Genomic DNA, 18,511 nt, shown 5'->3' with positions numbered 1-18,511 from the left:
AATACTGGACGTCCGTCTCACTTTGACAGAAACTGCAAGAAATCGCCTATGCCGAGACGTCGTGATGCGTCAGTGATTCACCGAGTGAATCCGCGTGCAGGAGGGGATACTCGACTCACCGGAGATCGGCGGCGACGAGCAGGAAGTGACGAAGCGATGGCGAAGAGTGAGTCCGACAAGCAAGGCGCAGATTCCCCGTCTCGGTTGATCGACCAGCGAATCGAGGAACTCGGAGACTGGCGGGGCGAGATGCTCGCCCGGATACGAACTCTGATCAAAGAAGTGGATCCGGATGTGGTGGAGGAATGGAAGTGGCGAGGTGTTCCCGTGTGGTATCACGCCGGAATGATCTGTACCGGTGAGACTTACAAGAGCGCAGTGAAGGTGACCTTTGCCAAAGGCGCATCACTCGACGACGCTTCAGGACTCTTCAACTCCAGCCTCGAGGGCAATACGCGACGGGCGATCGATTTCCACGAGGGCGAAGCCGTCGACGAAAAGGCGTTCAAGGCACTCGTTCACGCCGCGATTGCCCTGAACACCTCGAAGAAGTGACGCCCTGTCAGAGCTGGTGTTCAGCGAGGTCGAACGCACTGAGTAGCGTGCGGAATTTTGTACTGGTCTCTCTCAATTCGATTTCCGGGTCGGAAGTAGCGACGATGCCGCCGCCGGCGTAGGCCCGCGCCGAGAGGCCGTCTGCTGCGATCTCGGCGCAACGAATAGCAACCATCCACTCGCCGTCTCCAGTCCGGTCGCACCAGCCCACGGCACCGGCATAGAACCCACGATCGGCTTCGGTTGCGGTGATGTGCTCGCGTGCGGCGACCGTCGGTGTGCCGCAGACAGCGGGAGTCGGATGCAGCGCCGTTGCGAGTTCGAGCGAGGTCAGGCTCGGGTCGATCAGGACACCTTCGATCTTGGTCCCGAGATGCCACAGTTGCGGTGTCCGAAGGATTTCCGGTGCGCTGGGTGCATTGAAGGACGTGCACAGTGGTCCGAGTATCGCGCTGATGGAGTCGACGACAAACGCGTGTTCGGCCAGATCTTTGGTCGACGCGCGGAGTTGCTCGGCATTCGCCTCGTCCTGATCCGAATTCGGATGGCGTGCAATCGAGCCCGCCAGCGGGTGGCAGGTGACGACGCCGCCTCGCCTTTCGATCAGAACCTCGGGCGTCGAACCGACCAGCGATCGCCCGCGGTACTTTCCTCCGGCGGGGGACAGGTCGACGCAGAAACCGTTGTGCGCGTGATCGAGTGCAATCAGTTTCTCGGCCAGAGCGGCGGGGAAGATCGTGGACTCGGCCTCGATGGTCAGGGAGCGTGCGAGGACAACTTTGTCGAGTTCGCCTGCTCGAAGTCGTTCGATGGCTCCGCGGACCCTGTCGGTGTGGATCTGCGGGCTGGGTTCGAATCCGGCTACCCGCGAAGTGGGTAATGACGGGATGTTGGAGTGATATAGATCACCGCGGACTCGTGTGAAACTCAGTGGCGCGGTGAGGGCGGACGGCGTCTCCGGGGAGAACGGCAGGGCGCCGACGACCGAGTCGATGCGCCCGGTCTTGAGGGCTTCGGCAGCGTCGAAGGCCGAGTCGAATTCTTCGACTACTCCCGAAGTGCGGATCGACGTTTGCCTACGTGAGAGCAGGAAAACGGAGTCCGTTTCATCGTCAGTCCGGTTGTTGCGCAACGGGAATTCGGAGACTTCGGCGAGTGCTGACATGGACACCCTTCCAGTTCGACAGATTGCTTGTTATGTTGAGGCTAGCCTTAGTTTGGGTGAATTTGTGTTGCGAGCGCCCGGGTTGTGTACTTCCGTACCGTTATGGTTAGGCTGGCCTAAAGTCAAGGCGTGCGGACGGGGTCGACACGAGGGTTGGGTTGGCTCGATCTGAGCGCGTCGACCACTACTCGAGGAGACCGATGAGCAACACCGTGGACCGTGACCAGATCGTGCGCGACGTCGCCGAGGTTCTGTCGATGAGGGCAGAGCAACTCGGCGACGACGCGGACCTGGGTGACGAAGGCCTTGACTCGGTTCGCTTGATGACGCTCGTCGAACGGTGGCGGGGAGCGGGCGCGGATGCCGACTTCGCGGAGTTGGCAGAAGAGCCCACGATCAATGCCTGGGTTCAGGTCCTGTGCCCGCAGTGAGCGAGCGCCGAATCGCCGTGGTCACCGGTGCTGCGGCGGGGATCGGCGCCGCAGTGGCCCGTACGCTTGCGCGCGACGGGTATTCGCTGGCGTTGCTCGATCGCGACGACGTCGAATTGAAGCGGGTAACTGCGGAATTGGCAGAAACAATCGTCGAAGGCGCCGATATCGAGAGTCACGTCGTGGACGTGACCGATCGGCAGGCAGTCGACGCTGCAGTGGCCTCGACGATGGACACGTTCGGCCGGATCGACGCGCTCGCGCACGTCGCCGGAATTCTCGACACCGGATCGGTGCTGGACTCCGATCCGGACCAGTGGCGGAAGATATTCGGCGTCAACGTCTTCGGATTGCTGAACGTGCTGCAAAGCGTGGGACTGGAAATGCGTCGCCGTCGGGCCGGGGCGATCGTGGTCGTCTCGTCGAACGCGGCCGGTGTCCCACGTATCGGGATGGGTGCTTACGGTTCGTCCAAAGCTGCTGCCACCATGTTGGTTCGAACCGCTGGACTGGAGCTGGCTACTGACGGCATTCGTGTCAACGTGGTCGCTCCGGGATCCACCGACACAGCGATGCAGCGGTCATTGTGGTCGGACCCTTCCGACGATTCGGGTGCCGACGCGGTCATCGAAGGCAATCTGGCGAGCTATCGCCTGGGTATTCCGCTCGGAAAACTGGCCACCGCAGACGATATCGCCGACTCGGTGCACTTCCTGCTGTCCGACCGGGCGGCCCACATCACCATGCAGGCGCTGTACGTCGACGGTGGAGCGACGCTCAAAGCGTGAGACGTATTTGCTGACAGTACTTTCGAACAGGAGTCACTTGCATGACCTCGAGGATCGCTCGCGAGCCCTTGGCACCCGTCGCACAGTATCCACCCGATTTGGTGACGCATTATCGGGAACGAGGCTATTGGACTGACGAGACGCTGGCCGGATTCGTCACGGCCGCGGCCGCACGGCATCCCGACAACGAAGCGGTGGTCGGCAGCGATGCCTCTGGCACACAGACACGGCTGACATATTCCGACCTCGATCGTCGCAGCTCGGCCGTGGCCGGAGGCCTGTCCGGCTTGGGTGTTCGCGCCGGTGACCGGGTGCTTCTGCAGCTGCCGAACATCGTGGAATACGTCGAAGCATTGTTCGGTGTGTTGAAGCTCGGCGCCCTGCCGGTATTCGGGTTGCCGGCGCATCGCCGAACCGAAATCGGATACTTCTGCCAGTTCGCTGATGTCGCTGCCTATATCGTCGCTGACCGTCATGGCGGGTTCGACTACCGCGCGCTGGCGCGTGAGGTGAACGAAGGCCTCGAGACTCCGCCTGTTGTGATCGTGGCCGGTGACCCCGAAGAGTTTGTCGGTTTCGATTCGCTGCGCGGATACGAGGTTCCCGTTCTTGCCGACGTCGATCCGTTGTCGGTCGCCTTTCTTCAGCTTTCCGGTGGCACGACCGGTGTTCCGAAGCTGATTCCGCGAACGCACGCCGACTACCTCTACTCGGTGCGAGCGTCCAACCCGATCTGCGGCGTCGACGACTCGACGCGCATGTTGGTGGTTCTCCCTGCAGCGCATAATTTTCCGATGAGTTCGCCGGGCATCCTGGGTGTTCTCCACGCGGGCGGCTCCGTGGTTCTGGCGCCGGACACCATGCCCTCCACAGCTTTCGGTCTGATCGAATCAGAGCGAGTCACGCACGCTTCCTTGGTCCCACCGATCGCGTTGGCCTGGATGGCCGCCCCCAGTAAGGCAGATCACGATCTGTCGAGCTTGCGGGTTCTCGGCGTCGGCGGAGCGAAGTTCAGCGCCGAAGCCGCTGCACGCGTACCCACGGAGCTGGGCTGCACCCTCCAGCAGGTGTTCGGGATGGCCGAGGGGCTGGTCAACTACACCCGCCTCGACGACACGCAAGAATTGATCGTCAGCACTCAGGGCCGGCCCATTTCACCCGACGACGAGGTTCGTGTGGTCGACGACGAAGGCGCGCCCGTCGCGCCCGGAACCACGGGGCACTTACTGACTCGGGGTCCGTATACGATCCGTGGCTATTACCGGGCGGATGCGCACAATGCCGAGGTCTTCGACGCCGAAGGTTTCTATCGCACCGGCGATCTGGTCAGCGTCACCGATTCAGGACATCTGATAGTCGAGGGGCGCGCAAAAGACCAGATCAACCGCGGCGGTGAGAAGGTTGCGGCCGAGGAGATCGAGAACCACCTGCTCTCGCATCCGGCTGTCCACGATGCGGCCGTCGTCGCCGTTCCCGACGAGTACCTGGGCGAACGAACCTGTGCTGTTCTGGTGATTTCCGGAGATGCACCGACCGTCGGCGAGATCAAGCGATACATACGAGGCCGAGGCGTTGCGGCGTACAAGGTTCCGGATCGAGTGGAGTTCGTGACCGAGTTCCCCGTCACCGGCGTCGGAAAGACCAGCAAGGCGGCCTTGCGCCGTGTTCTCAGCGAATCGATTGCCGCACAGACTCTGTCGAGTTGATCGGTTCCCACCCCCACATTTTCGAGGAGATTCATCATGGCGCTACCCACAGCAGTGCGATACGAGATGCCCACCGAGTTTCCGCAGAATCGGGTCGACTGGACTCTCGATCCTTCCCGAGCGTTGTTGCTTCTGCACGACATGCAGGAATATTTCGTGAACGCGTACGACCGAAGCGTCGACCCGCTCCAAACCGTGGTTCCGAACATCGACCGGCTTCGTTCGTCGGCGCGAGCTGCCGGAATCCCGATCGTCTACACCGCGCAACCCGGTGATCAGGATCCCGAGGAGCGCGCGTTGCTGTCGGATTTCTGGGGACCGGGTCTGAAGGCAGATCCCGCTCACACCGACGTGATCGCCGAGTTGGCTCCGCATCCGGACGACGTGATGCTCACAAAATGGCGCTACAGCGCTTTCATCAAGACAGATCTGCGTGAGCGGCTGCGCGAGAGTGGGCGTGACCAGCTGATCATCACCGGAATCTATGCCCACATCGGTTGCCTGACTACCGCTTTGGACGGGTTCATGCAAGACGTGCAGATCTTCTTCGTGGGCGACGCGGTAGCCGACTTCTCCCTGGACGAGCATGTCGGCGCGCTCGAGTACGCGGCCGGGCGCTGCGCCTCGGTCACCCGAACCGACGACCTGGTCAAGGCGATGAGCGCGGAAACGGTTTCGGCGTAGGCGTGAACGGCGACGGGTGCGCCACCCGTCGCCGTATTGTCAGGTGTGTGAAGACATTGTTGGTGGTTCACCACTCGCCCTCGCCGACAACCCACGAATTGTTGGATGCGGTCCTGGCCGGGGCTCGCGATCCCGAGATCGAGGGCGTCGAGGTGAAGGTGATGCCGGCGTTGGCGGCGACGGTGCCCGACGTGCTCGCTGCTGACGGCTATCTTTTCGGTACCACCGCCAATTTCGGTTACATGTCGGGCGCGCTGAAATACTTCTTCGACACCACGTACTACCAATGCCTCGGCGCGGTTTCGGATCGACCGTACGGCCTTTGGGTTCACGGCAACAACGACACTGCCGGTGCAGTGTCTTCGGTGCGCAAACTCGCCACCGGGCTCGGATTGGTCGCGGTGGCGGATCCGCTCGAAGTGACTGTGAGCGTGGACAAATCTGTCCGCGATGGTTGTTATGAACTGGGCGGAACCGTCGCGGCAACGCTGATGGACTAGCCTTCACTTTCTCGTTTCGATTCACGAAAGAGACTGTCCCGCAAGCGGTTGTAGAAGCGCGTGTCCTCTGATTAACGCGTCGGGAGCCGTCGGTTCTCGGGTCACCGGCGAGGCGGATTCCCCGATTCATTGACATTTAGTTTAGGCTACCCAAAACGACGTTAGGTCACCCTTGGGTGACGTGTGTCCACAGACGAGGGGATCAGTGTGAGCGTTCTTCCAGGTTCGAACTCCGGAGCGGCGAGCGAAGCTACGTTTGCTCTCACAGGAGCTCAACTCGGGATTTGGAACGCACAGAGGCTTGATCCCGAATCTCGGAGCTACCTCGTCGGTGAGGTGCTCGAAATCTCGGGCGACGAACCGATCGACACGGAACTGCTGACAGCCGCAATCACGGCGACGATCGGTGAAGCCGAAACCATGCGGCTGCGGATGATCGAGACGGCGGACGGCCCGCGTCAGTACATCTCCGACGAGCCAGTTGGCATCATCCCGATCACCGACGTCCGTGACGAGCGCGATCCCGTAGCCGTGGCGCACGCACTGGTCGACGCCGAGCGCAGCCGGGCGTCCGAGTACTGCCGCCTGATGGTGGAGCGTCCGCTGTACACCTACTCGCTGATCAGGCTCTCCGATCGCGAGATCTGGTGCATCCAGCTCTATCACCACCTGATCGTCGACGGATACAGCGCAGCAATGATTTCGCGCCGAGTCGCCGCGCACTACACGGCCGCGAAGAAGGGAACCGAGGTCGCGCCAACGCGATTCGGTTCTATGACAGATCTGGTCAGCGAGGACGAGGCGTACCGGGCTGGCGAGCAGTTCGCGGAAGATCGTGACTACTGGCGTGATGTCCTGACGCCGTTGCCCGCGTTGGACGGACGCGGCCAGCAGGTCACCGGTCCGGCGGAACGAACGATCCAGGTTCGCGAGATCATTACCGCCGACGCCCTCAACCGCCTCAAAGAGGTGGCAGACGCGACGGGAACAACGTGGGCCGAGGCACTGATCGCCTGCTACGGCGCGTTTCTCCACCGACTGCTCGGCGAGACGGATGTTGTCATCGCGATGCCACTCATGGCGCGCGTAGGTCGCACGGCACTCAAGACGCCGGCCATGGCAGTCAACGTTCTGCCTCTCCGGTTGACGATTCGCAGCCACGATCGACTCGGTGACCTGAGCAAGCAGGTGGCCGCCACGATGAAAAGCCTGCGCGCACACCAGCGCTACCGCGGTGAGAATCTTGCTCGGGACCTGGGCGTCGCCGGAACCGGCGCACTGCTTCACGGGATCGGAATCAATCTCAAGGCTTTCGACTTCGCCCTCGATTTCGCCGGCGCTGTGGGTGTACTGCGAAACGTCGCCGGGGGACCGCCGGAGGACCTGGGTTTGACGGTGACGCCCATTGCGGACGGCGAAGTTCTACTCGGATTCGAAGTGGACGCGCGTACCAATACTCGGGAATCGGTTCAGCGTCGCCTCGCCGGTTTCGTCAGCATCGTCAACGCGATGGTCGGGGAGGGAGATCCTGCCGTCGGTCAGGTGGAGATGATGCCTGCGGCCGAAGCCGCGCGGATTCTCGCCGGCCGCGAAACTGCACCGCTGCCCGGCTCGGTCGAACTCGTTCCCGACGTGTTCGACCGCATCGTTGTCGAGCACGCGGATGACACAGTCCTCGTGTGCGGTGACGAACGTTTGACAGGCGCAGAACTCGGTGGCCGCGTCCACAAGCTCGCCCGGTTGCTTCGGGCCCGCGATGTCGGCCCGGACGACATTGTCGGACTTGCGCTTCCGCGTACTTCCGAGATGGTGGTGGCTCTGCTCGCGACATTGAACGCGGGCGCAGCGTACGTGGCCCTGGATCCGCAGCACCCGGCCGAGCGGTTGCGAGATCTGATCGACGACGCGCAGCCGAAGGTCGTGATCACCACTTCCACTCTGGCCGAGCAACTCGTCGGAGGTTCTCGGCCCGACCCCCTCGTCATCGATTCCGACGCAGTCCGCGAAGAACTCCGTGCTAATTCCGAGCTTCCACTCGAACTCGGTGAACTGGCGACAGCACGGCATGGTGATCACCTGGCGTATGTCATCTACACCTCGGGATCGACAGGCAAGCCCAAGGGTGTGCTGGTCAGAGGCGGTGGATTGGCGCACCTGCTTCACCACCATCGCGCCACCATCTACCGGGACACCGCCGAGCGCGTCGGGAACCGTCAACTGCACACCGCGCACACAGCGTCGTTCGCCTTCGATGCGTCTCTCGATCAACTGTTGTGGCTGCTGTGTGGTCATCGTGTGCACGTATACGACGAGGAACTGCAGAAGGACGCGGTTGCTCTGGTCGCGGCGTTCGAGCGAGATTGCGTCGACGTGGTCGACACGACGCCGTCGATGGCGGCAGCGATGGTGGACAACGGGTTGCTGCGTACGCAGCGGTTGCAGCTCCTCGTCGTGGGTGGCGAGGCGGCACCGCCCGCACTGTGGGACGCGATCATCGAATCCGGTGTTCCGGCTCGAAACCTCTACGGACCAACCGAAACGACGGTCGACGCGATCGCGACCACGGTCGGAGGTGCCGGACCGCGTATCGGGTACCCCCTCGCGGGTACCCGTGCGTACCTGCTCGACAGCGCGCTCGAGCCGGTCGCCGACGGTGAACGAGGTGAGCTCTACCTGGCGGGACCGCAAATGGCCAGGGGCTACCTCGGCCGCGCCGGCGCGACCTCCGAGCGTTTTGTCGCAGATCCTTTCGGGGCTCCGGGAGATCTGATGTACCGCGCTGGGGACGTGGCGCGGTGGGTACCGGGGCGGGGCTACGACTTCATCGGTCGCAGCGACAAGCAGGTGAAGATTCGCGGACATCGAGTCGAGTTGAGCGAGGTCGAGGCTGTTCTCGGATCGGTACCCGGAATCGGCGCGGCTGCTGCGTTGATCCGCACGGATGGGGGACGGCCCAGCCTCGTCGGCTACGTTGTAGCCGCCGCCGGCGCGACGCTTCCGCCGCAGGAAGAATTGCGCCGTGACCTCGCCGGTCGCGTACCGGATCATCTCGTTCCCGCCGCAATCGTCGTTCTGGACGAATTGCCCGTCACGGTGAACGGAAAGCTCGATCGTGCGGCACTACCTGCCCCGGCTGCCGAATCGGCAGGGCGCGCCGCATCCACACCGCGCGAGGAAATCCTCTGTGACGTGGTGGCCGAGGTGCTCGGCCGCGAACGCGTCGGCGTGGACGAGGATTTCTTCGGCCTCGGTGGTGACAGCATCACGGCAATCAGTGTCAGCAGTCGACTGCGGGTGCGTGGTCTGATCGTTGCTCCCAAAGAACTACTGGCACAGCGAGATCTGGGAACCATCGCCGCTGCGGCACGTGAGATTGCCGATGACGCCGACGCCGTAGCCTCGGTTGCGGACGTGGCCACCGGCACCGTGATCGCCCCGCCGATCGTTCGAGCACTGATCGAAAAAAATTCGGCAGACGAGGCAATCGCGGGCTATGCGCAGTGGACCGCAGTGCGCATCGACGACAGCCTTTCACTGGGTGACCTGCAGTCCGGCGTGCAGACGATCCTCGATCACCATGACGCTCTACGCCTGCTCCTGCGCCGTGACAACGACAGCGGCACTACCGAATTGATCGTCCGGGACGCCGGTGCAGTGCGCAGCGAGGGACTCGTTCGCGAGGTGTCCGACACCTCCGAGCCGTCCCGGATCAGAGAGCTCGCGGAGGCGTCGGCGGCGAGTCTCGACCCACGCGCCGGTGAACTCCTGCGAGTCGTACTGGTCAATACCGAGGCCGGTCGACCCGACCAATTGATCGTCGTGGCTCACCATTTGATCGTCGACGGTGTGTCCTGGCGAATTCTGCTTCCAGACCTCCGCGAAGCTACCGATGCAGCGCGCGAGCGTAGGTCGGCCCGGTTGGCTGCAGGCGGAAGTTCGTGGCGTCGATACGCAGGGTTGCTCGCGGAATTCGGGGCCTCTGGCAGCAGGGCGTCAGAGCTCGAGTACTGGAAGTCCGCGTCGGTACAGGCGGACGACGAGCCGATCGGCAGTCGTCGTCTCGACCCGAAGATCGACGTGACCGCAACCGCCACTCGCACGACAACTGTTGCGCCCCCGGCCGTCACGGACGCGCTGTTGACCACGCTTCCGGCGGCGTATCGAGCCAAGACCGACGAAGTGCTTCTCGCGGGATTGATGCTTGCCTTGCGCTCATGGCAGCACAGTCGCGGCCTGACTGGGCTGCCCGCGCAGACAGTTACCGTCGAAGGTCATGGCCGCGACGCGCTCGCCAGCGACACCGACTTCGCCGGAACCATCGGGTGGTTCACCAGTGAGTTCCCCGTTCGGGTTCCCACCGATGCACTGCTCACCGCAGACGATCTTGCCGACGCACTGAGCGGGGGAGCAGCTGCCGGGCATCTGCTTCGTGCGGTGAAGGAAGCAAAACGCGCCGTACCCGGAGGCGGAGTCGGCTATGGAGTTCTGCGGCATCTGGATCCCGACACCGCACCTGACCTTTCCGCGTGCGCTACACCTGAACTGTTGCTCAACTATCTCGGCCGCTTCCCGTCCCTACCCGGAACCGGATGGCGATTGCCGGAGCAGGATCCATTCGCGGTCATCGAACCGGCGAGCAAGGCAATGTCGGAAGTGCTGGCGCTCAACGCATTTGTCCGTGAGGACGGATCACCGACGCTGGCAGTCGAATGGACTGCGGCGGGTTCAGTGCTCGACGCCGCGACGATCGTCGAGCTGCAAGAGCATTGGGAACGTGCGCTCGCTGCCCTGACCGCGCATGCCGCGCTCTTCGAGGGTGGTTTGACGCCTTCCGATTGCTCGGCGACGATCTTCGGCCAGGGCGCGGTGGTCGATCAGGCCGGGATCAACGAACTCGAAGCCGTCCACGGACCGCTTGCCGACGTCCTTCCGCTCTCGCCGCTACAAGAAGGTCTCCTGTTCCATGCGGTCCGTGACGGAGCCGCAGACGTCTACACACTTACTGCACGCTTCGACCTCTCCGGGCCACTGGACGAGGCGAAGTTGGCCGACGCGTTCGAGACCGTGATCGACAGGCACCCGAACCTTCGCGCAGCTTTTCACTACGAGCAGTTCGAACGGCCCGTTCAGATCATTCCGCGCGGCGCAAAAGTCGAGTGGCGTTCGGTCGATCTGACCTCCGTTCCAGCTGACACTGCATTCCGCTCTGCAGATCAGCTCGAGGACGAGGCCGCCAAGCATGTCTTCGACGTCAGTACACCGCCTCTGCTGCGTGCACTACTGGTTCGGCTGCCCGGCGGGGTGCACCGTTTGGTCCTCAACGCACACCACCTGCTCACCGACGGTTGGTCGACTCCGATCGTCCTGCGCGAGCTGATGAACGTCTACCACGACGGCGACAGCCGCCTCCCTGCGCCGACGCCGTATCGCGACTACTTGGCATGGATCGCCGGCCGCGATCAGGACTCTGCCCGCGCAGCGTGGAGCGAGCGTTTGCGTGGGCTCACCGCGCCGACTCTCGTTGCCGACGCCGGAGCGCCGCGAAGTGTGCCCGTCGCGCTCGAGGTTCCTCTCGCGACATCGGACGCCGAAGCGCTGATCGAACTCGGCCGTGCGCGAGCGCTGACGGTCAACACCCTGGTTCAGGGTGCGTGGGCAGCAGCGCTCGCCGAAGCGACAGGACAGTGGGACGTCGTGTTCGGGGCCACGGTGTCCGGCCGACCTGCCGAACTCTCGGGGGTGGAGGGAATGGTCGGGTTGTTCAGCAACACGATTCCGGCCCGCCTCGACATCGTCGCGGACCGGCCTTTGCTCGATCAGTTCGTCGATCTCCAGAACGCCCAATTCGACATCGTGGACGTCGAACACACCAGTTTGGCCGAGATCGAACGCATCGCCGGAATCGGGCAACTGTTCGACACGCTCCTGGTGTTCGAGAACTTCCCGAACTCCGGTGCAGGACAGCCTGCATCGCACACACTGCGGGTCGAGGGATTCACCAACCGCGGAGTCACGCACTATCCGATGACGTTGATGGCGCCGCCGAGCACCGGTCTGGATCTGGTTCTGTACCACGATCCGGCAGTTGTCTCCGACGCCACGGCGGAGCGAATGGTCACACGGCTCGCGGAGATCCTGCGTGGGTTGCTGACCGAGCCGACAGCTCCCGCATCCGCGGTGCTCACGGTAGTCCGACAGGCAGCGTCCGTTGCCGATGCGGTGTCTGCCGCGAAAAATGTCGCTGTCACGAAAAAGGTGGCCGCGTCCGATCCTGCGATCGATGTCGATCCCGCGGTCGTGGATGCAGTGTGCGCCTGTGTCGCAACGGTGTTGGAGATTCCCGACGTCGATCCGGGCGACAATTTCTTCACTCTCGGCGGTCACTCGCTCACTGCGATGCGGTTGGTGGGAAGCCTGCGCAAGCTGGGAATTCGCGTCGTCGTCTCGGATGTCTTCGACACCCCGACCCCCCTCGGTCTTGCCGTGGCCGCACGCGTCGATCGGACGAAGTTCTCGCCGGATTCAGTCGTTGGCGTCGATCGACCCGTCGTGACCGTGGCGACGTTCCGCGCCCCGGCGGTGGCGGGAAATCCTGATCACGAGCGGTACTGGGTTCGCACGCTCGCGGACCTGCCCCTCGAAACGGACCTTCCGTATGACCGCCCGCGCGGCGAAGAGTACCGCCCGCACACCTACCTCCGTCAGCTACGCGATGCCCGGTTCGGTGACGAACCAGGATTCGACGCGGTGCTGTTGGCCGCCGTGGCGGCGACGCTGAACAGCTTCGGCGGTGGTCGGGACCTTGCGGTCGGACTGGTCTCGGAAGGGACTGACACCCTGATTCGGGTCGACCTGTCCGGTCGGCCTAGAATTGCCGATGTCGTTCGGCGAGTCGAAAACGCTGTCTCCGAGGCACTTGCGCATTCCGATGTCAGCCTCGACCGAATCGCCGATCTACTCGGGCGTCCGACGAGCAGCCTGTTCGCTGCCCGTGTCGGTCACTCGCCCGGAAAGAGCGTCGACCTCGAATTCGTCCGAACCGCAACAGAACTTCGATTGACGGTTGATGCCGGGCTGTTCGACGCCGCGACTGCGGACGCATTGCTCGACGGTGTGATCGCGGTCCTCGGTCACGAAATCAGCACTGTCGTCGCGGATCTGCGACTGGCGGAAAACAAGCCGGATCGCGACCCGGGCCGACGCGCGACGCCGCCGTCGGGGATCTCGCAGTTGTTCGCTCGACACGTCAGCCGCCACCCCGACGACATCGCGGTGATCTCCGGCGAGGTCGGAATTACCTACGGGGAACTGTCGGCGCGCGTCGACGAGCTGGCCCGCGAACTTCTCGCGGTCGGCGCCGGACCCGAGAAGGTAGTCGCCGTCGCGCTGGATCGAAATGCGGATCTGGTGGCCGGACTGCTCGCGGTACTGCGCATCGGCGCTGCGTACCTGCCACTCGACGTCGATTACCCGACTGAGCGGCTCGAGTTCATGATCGAGGACGCGGCTCCGGTGTGTGTCCTGACCAGTATCGACAGCGCCGGGCAACTTCCGTTGACGGTCGCCACGAGTGTCTTCGTGGACGGTGAGTTCACCAACTCGGGTGTCGTGCTTCCTCCGCCGCCCGCGGCGGGTGATCACCTCGCCTACATGATCCACACCTCCGGTTCGACGGGTCGCCCCAAGGGCGTGATGGTCTCGACGGGCAACCTCGCAGCCTTCGCGGACACGGTACTCGAGGATTGCTGGATCAGGCCGGGCGATCGCATCGTCGCGGTGACAACGGTGTCGTTCGACATCGCGGCACTCGAGTTGCTGTGCCCGCTCGCGGCGGGCGCGACTGTCGTGATCGCAGACCGCAGGACGGTTCGCGATCCGGATGCGTTGTCGGCGTTGATCATCGCAAGCGATGCGACAGTGATGCAGGCAACGCCGGCGCTGTGGCGAGTGGTCACCGAACACGAGAACGCAGTCGGACTCGCCATGGTGCGAGCCCTGGTGGGAGGGGAAGCCCTCCCGCAGGATCTGGCCGACGATCTGGTGGCCAACGCTGCTTCGGTCCGGAATGTCTATGGACCCACCGAGGCCACGGTGTGGGCGACATCTTCGGTCATCACGACCGGCGACCGAGTCACGATCGGTCAGCCCTGGACCGATGTGCACGTGCGAATCCTCGACGACGACCTGCGTGAGGTTCCGGAAGGCGTTGCGGGCGAGCTGTATCTGGGCGGTGCGCAGGTGGTCCGCGGATACCTGAACCGCCCCGATCTGACCGTCGCTCGGTTCGTCGCCGATCCTTCTCTGCCGGGGGCACGCCTCTACCGCACCGGCGATCTGGTCCGACGCCGGCGAGGGGTTTTGCACTTCCTTCGTCGTGCGGACGATCAGGTGAAGGTTCGCGGTTTCCGCATCGAGCTCGGCGAAGTCGAAGGCGCGCTCGGATCGGTGGCAGGTGTGTTCCGCGCGGCAGCCACCGTTCGCGTCGATGCGGCGGGTACCGGAAGTTTGCACGGGTATGTGGTTCCCGAAGGTGCAACCACGCTCGATTCGGTACTGGTGCGCAAGGAAATTGCGCGGCTCCTACCCGAACACATGGTGCCGCAGACCATCACGGTGCTCGAGGCACTACCACTCACCCTCAACGGCAAGGTGGACCGGAAGGCATTGCCCGACACCGCGCCGGATCGTGTGCCGAGCCCACTCGTAGCCGTCGATGCGGATCGTCGGGCACGGCTCGAGTCGCTGAGCCCGGGCTGGCAGGACGTGCTGCCACTCGGTCCCTTGCAGGAAGGCATGTACTTCCAGTCGGTTCTCGACGGCGCCGGCGGCACGGATGTCTATCACATGCAGCCGCGATTCGAGTTCTCCGCCGATGCCGCCGTCGACGTTCGCTCACTCCGCGCAGCAGGGGATGCGCTCTTGCGACGCTATCCGAACTTGCGGGCCGGCTTCACACACGCCGGGTTCGACGCTCCGGTGCAGTTCGTGCCCAGGGAAGCCGAAATGCCTTTCCGTGAGATCGATCTGAGCGCAGTCGCACCCGAGGACTTGGATATCGAGGTCCGCGCCGTCGACGAGGCCGACTTCGGCAGGCTGTTCGACTTGAGTGCGCCGCCACTCATTCGAATGGTGCTGGTCTGGTTGCCAGGTGGGGGAGCGCACCTCGTCTTCACTCAGCACCACCTGCTCACCGACGGTTGGTCGCAGACCTTGATGTACGCGGAGTTGTTTGCGCTCTACGAGTTTGCTCGCACACACGGCACGGACCCGGTTGGACTCGACGGCGCGCTCGACAAGCCTGCGGACTTCCGTGATCACCTGCGATGGATCGCCGAAGCGGATCGCACGGACGCCATCTCGTCCTGGAAGGACTACCTCGCGGATCTCGAGCAACCCACACTCGTGGGTGGTACGGGATCAGGCGGACGCGCTCCGTTGCCGGTGTTCACCCGGGTTCAGCTCGAACAGAAGATCACCGAGCACGTACGCGAGTTGGCCAGACGTAGCGGAGTGACGCTGTCCACCGTCGTCTCTGCGGCGTGGGGTCTGGCATTGCGCGCCGTGACGGGCCGTGACGACGTGGTCTTCGGATCGACGGTTTCGGGACGTTCACCCGAGGTCGAGGGCGCCGACCGCATGGTGGGATTGGCGCTCAACACCATTCCCGTGCGTGTCCGGGTCCGGCCAGGCGAGGAGATCTCGGCGTTGCTCGGACGCCTGTTCCGTGAACAAGGTTCGCTGCTGGGGCATCACCAGCTCGGGCTCGGCGACGTGCAGCGAAGCGCTGGGTTCGCAACACTGTTCGACACGCTCTACGTCTTCCGCAACACGCCTCGTGACGAACAGGCACGTCGAGACACGTTCGGGCGCAGTGGAATCGTCGGGTTCGACGCAGTGGACGGCACCCACTATGCGCTCACGCTCGACGTGGATCCGGGTGTCGGGGACATGGCGATGGCGCTCACACTCGAAAACCGTCCTGACCTGATTCCGCACGACGTGGCTCAGGACATCCTGTCCCGCACCATCACGATTCTCGAAGTGATGGCGAATTCCGATACCGCCACGGTGGCGGACACGGCGGTTCCGTTTTCGCGCACCCCCGCGGAATTCGCTTCGGAGCACGTCGTGATGCCACGGCCGGACCAGGCCGGCGGTAGCGTGGACGCACTACTGCGCGAAAGGGCAGCGGCAACTCCGGACGAGACGGCGCTGGTCTTCGGAGACGTCACACTGAGCGCAGCCGAGATGAACTCTCGGGTGGACAGACTGGCACGGATACTCGCTTCGGCGCTGGGGCAGTCGGTACCAGGCGGGGGACCGACCCGTGTTGTCGCGCTCGCGCTTCCGCGTACTGCCGATCACGTCGTCGCAATCTTCGCCGTCATGAGAACCGGAGCGGCCTACCTTCCCTTGGATCTGGCTCACCCGCCGGCACGCCTGCGCGAACTCATCCTCGACAGCGATGCGGCGCTGGTAGTCACCACGACTCAGACGCGTGACCTCGTTGTTCCCGATGGACAGCCATGTCTGGTCCTCGATGACCCGGACGTGGCCGGGGTACTCGACGGGCAGTCTTCGGCACCAGTTGTCGACGAGGCTGCGGTCTGCGGGCCGACCTCACCGGACCAGCCTGCCTACGTCATCTACACCTCGGGCAGTACCGGAAAACCCAAGGGCGTCGTGGTGGGTCACCGCGGGTTGACGACGATGTATCACAATCACAAGGCCGAGATATTCACTCCGACCGAAAACAGTGTGGGTGGCCGACGTCTGCGCATCGCGCATACAGTCTCGTTCTCGTTCGACATGTCGTGGGAGGAACTGTTCTGGTTGCTCGCGGGGCACGAAGTTCACGTGATCGACGAGCAGGCGCGACTGGACCCCGCGTCTCTGGTGATGCATTACCGCGAAGTCGGTATCGACGTCGTGAATGTAACCCCCTCGTATGCACGGGAACTGATGGCCGCCGGTCTCCTCGACGGTGAGCGGACGCCGGTGTTGGTGATGCTCGGCGGAGAAGCTGTACCTGCCGAGTTGTGGTCGCGATTGCGCGATCAGGACGGTGTCGACGGGTACGACCTTTACGGGCCGACGGAGTTCACGATCAACGCGATGGGATCCCCGGTTCAGGGGAGCGAGACACCCTGCTTGGGTCGTCCGATTCTGAACGCGTCTGCGCGGGTACTCGATTCGGGTCTGCGGGAGGTACCGATCGGAGCGGCGGGCGAGCTGTACATGTCCGGAGACGGAACGGCGATGGGTTACCTTCACCGGACCGCGTTGACCTCCGCTGTGTTCGTTGCTGATCCCTACTCCGTCGGCAAGCGCATGTACCGCACGGGCGATGTCGTACTGCGTCGTCGCGACGGTGAACTCGAATACCTGGGTCGCGCGGACCATCAGGTCAAGATCCGAGGCATTCGGATCGAATTGGGTGAAGTGGAATCCGCGTTGGCGTCGTTGCCGGGAGTGTTGCGAGCGGCAGCGTCCGTCCGTAGCGAAGGCGGTGCGCCGCCGAGACTGGTCGGCTACGTCATCGAAGAACCCGGTGCCGATTCAACCGATCTGCGAGCTGCGTTGCGGGAACGCGTACCGGCACACCTGGTTCCGTCGGACATCGTCGTCGTGGACTCGATCCCGCTGACGCCCAACGGAAAACTGGACCGCGGTGCGTTGCCGGCACCCCCCGCCCGAGCAGCGGCCCGAGCACCGCGAACCGAGATGGAAAGGCAACTGTGCCAGGTCTTTGCGCGGGTACTCGGCGTCGAGGCAGTCGATCCCGAAGAAAGTTTCTTCGATCTCGGCGGCGACTCGCTTCGAGCCATGCGACTGGTGGGGGAGATGGAGCATGACCTGTCGGTGAGCGTCGGTGTGGGAACGCTGATGGCCCGTCCGACAGTTGCAGAACTTGCAGTACACCTTGACGAGTCGGCGTCCGAAATCGATCTGAGTCGTGATCGCCTCCTGACACTGCGAGCCGAAGGCAGCGGAGAACCACTGTTCTGCGTGCATCCGGCCGGTGGATTCGCTTGGCCCTTTGCGCCTTTGACCGGTGTTCTCGAGGCCGACCGTCCACTGTTCGGCCTGCAACTGCCCACAGTTGCCGGTGAGCCACTCGAACCGACGAACGTGGACCAACTGGCAGCGATGTACGTCGACACGATTCGCGGCGTGCAACCGAGCGGGCCGTACCACCTGCTCGGCTACTCGTTCGGTGGCAACGTTGTTGCCGCGATGGCGGCTCAGCTGGTCGATATCGGCGAGACAGTGGAGTTCGCCGGTCTGATCGATACTCATCCACTGGGAGATCGTGACGATCACGGTCGCGACGATGCCGACGACCGAGATCTGGCGGCCGCCCTGCCACCCGAGATCCTCACTCAGGCACCGGGACTGGTCGACGCTGTTCGGGCGGGTTTTGATGCCACTCGTTTGCTCGTGGCCAGCTCGACCGACACAACCTACGACGGACCGGTTACTCTGATCACCGCCGACGCCGAGGCGTCCGGACAGCTGCTGGCCGATCGCTGGCGCAGAGTCCGCGGGGACCGGGACATGGCAGTACACCATCTGCCGTACGACCACGCCGGATTGGTGACCCCAGCCGGGTGGGCGGCGATTGCCCCGCTGCTCGACAGCCATTTGTCGAAACGCACGGCCACATAGTTCGAAAACCACA

Annotated in this window: 8 protein-coding genes; 7 read left to right on the top strand and 1 reads right to left on the bottom strand. The window is 63.6% G+C overall.

Annotated elements, in window-relative coordinates; all coding sequences use genetic code 11:
* Positions 1-156 precede the first annotated feature (156 nt).
* The gene (locus ATN38_RS18935; RefSeq protein ID WP_037130001.1) at positions 157-555 is read left to right on the top strand and encodes a DUF1801 domain-containing protein; all 399 of its coding nucleotides are present in this window, start codon (positions 157-159) and stop codon (positions 553-555) included.
* Between the two features lie 7 nt (positions 556-562).
* Here the strand turns inward: ATN38_RS18935 and ATN38_RS18930 are convergent, their stop codons facing one another.
* Entirely contained in the window at positions 563-1,720 is a 1,158-nt protein-coding gene (locus tag ATN38_RS18930; protein WP_128637961.1) for an isochorismate synthase MenF, read from the bottom strand.
* Positions 1,721-1,920: 200 nt separating this feature from the next.
* Here ATN38_RS18930 and ATN38_RS18925 point away from each other — a divergent pair, with 200 nt between their 5' ends.
* The 6 genes from ATN38_RS18925 to ATN38_RS18900 all read left to right on the top strand — a co-directional run bounded on the left by ATN38_RS18925 (position 1,921) and on the right by ATN38_RS18900 (position 18,498).
* A complete protein-coding gene (locus ATN38_RS18925) occupies positions 1,921-2,151 on the top strand; it encodes a phosphopantetheine-binding protein (RefSeq protein ID WP_003942230.1) in 231 nt (76 codons plus the stop codon).
* On the top strand, positions 2,139-2,939 hold the full coding sequence (locus tag ATN38_RS18920) for a 2,3-dihydro-2,3-dihydroxybenzoate dehydrogenase (RefSeq protein ID WP_003942103.1): 801 nt from the start codon (positions 2,139-2,141) through the stop codon (positions 2,937-2,939). The genes ATN38_RS18925 and ATN38_RS18920 overlap by 13 nt, the downstream gene beginning before the upstream one ends.
* 41 nt (positions 2,940-2,980) lie before the next feature.
* Positions 2,981-4,645 (top strand): (2,3-dihydroxybenzoyl)adenylate synthase, encoded by a 1,665-nt coding sequence (locus tag ATN38_RS18915; RefSeq protein WP_215515868.1) that lies wholly within the window; start codon positions 2,981-2,983, stop codon positions 4,643-4,645.
* A 36-nt stretch (positions 4,646-4,681) separates the two neighbouring features.
* Positions 4,682-5,329, top strand: a complete 648-nt coding sequence (locus ATN38_RS18910; protein ID WP_042922600.1) for an isochorismatase family protein — start codon at positions 4,682-4,684, stop codon at positions 5,327-5,329.
* Positions 5,330-5,376: 47 nt separating this feature from the next.
* On the top strand, positions 5,377-5,829 hold the full coding sequence (locus ATN38_RS18905) for a flavodoxin family protein (protein ID WP_003942217.1): 453 nt from the start codon (positions 5,377-5,379) through the stop codon (positions 5,827-5,829).
* Between the two features lie 207 nt (positions 5,830-6,036).
* Positions 6,037-18,498, top strand: coding sequence for a non-ribosomal peptide synthetase (locus ATN38_RS18900; RefSeq protein WP_308256316.1), 12,462 nt, complete (start codon positions 6,037-6,039; stop codon positions 18,496-18,498).
* The last annotated feature ends 13 nt before the right edge of the window (positions 18,499-18,511 follow it).

Source organism: Rhodococcus sp. FH8 (genome assembly GCF_019266085.1).
Lineage (GTDB): Bacteria > Actinomycetota > Actinomycetes > Mycobacteriales > Mycobacteriaceae > Rhodococcus_F > Rhodococcus_F qingshengii.
This window is presented reverse-complemented; position numbering and strand designations above follow the sequence as displayed.

Excerpts from the sequence above, each read along its gene's own strand:
- ATN38_RS18935 (WP_037130001.1), top strand. The coding sequence starts at position 157 with ATGGCGAAGAGTGAGTCCGACAAGCAAGGCGCAGATTCCCCGTCTCGG.
- ATN38_RS18910 (WP_042922600.1), top strand. The coding sequence starts at position 4,682 with ATGGCGCTACCCACAGCAGTGCGATACGAGATGCCCACCGAGTTTCCG.
- ATN38_RS18925 (WP_003942230.1), top strand. The coding sequence starts at position 1,921 with ATGAGCAACACCGTGGACCGTGACCAGATCGTGCGCGACGTCGCCGAG.
- ATN38_RS18930 (WP_128637961.1), bottom strand. The coding sequence starts at position 1,720 with ATGTCAGCACTCGCCGAAGTCTCCGAATTCCCGTTGCGCAACAACCGG.
- ATN38_RS18915 (WP_215515868.1), top strand. The coding sequence starts at position 2,981 with ATGACCTCGAGGATCGCTCGCGAGCCCTTGGCACCCGTCGCACAGTAT.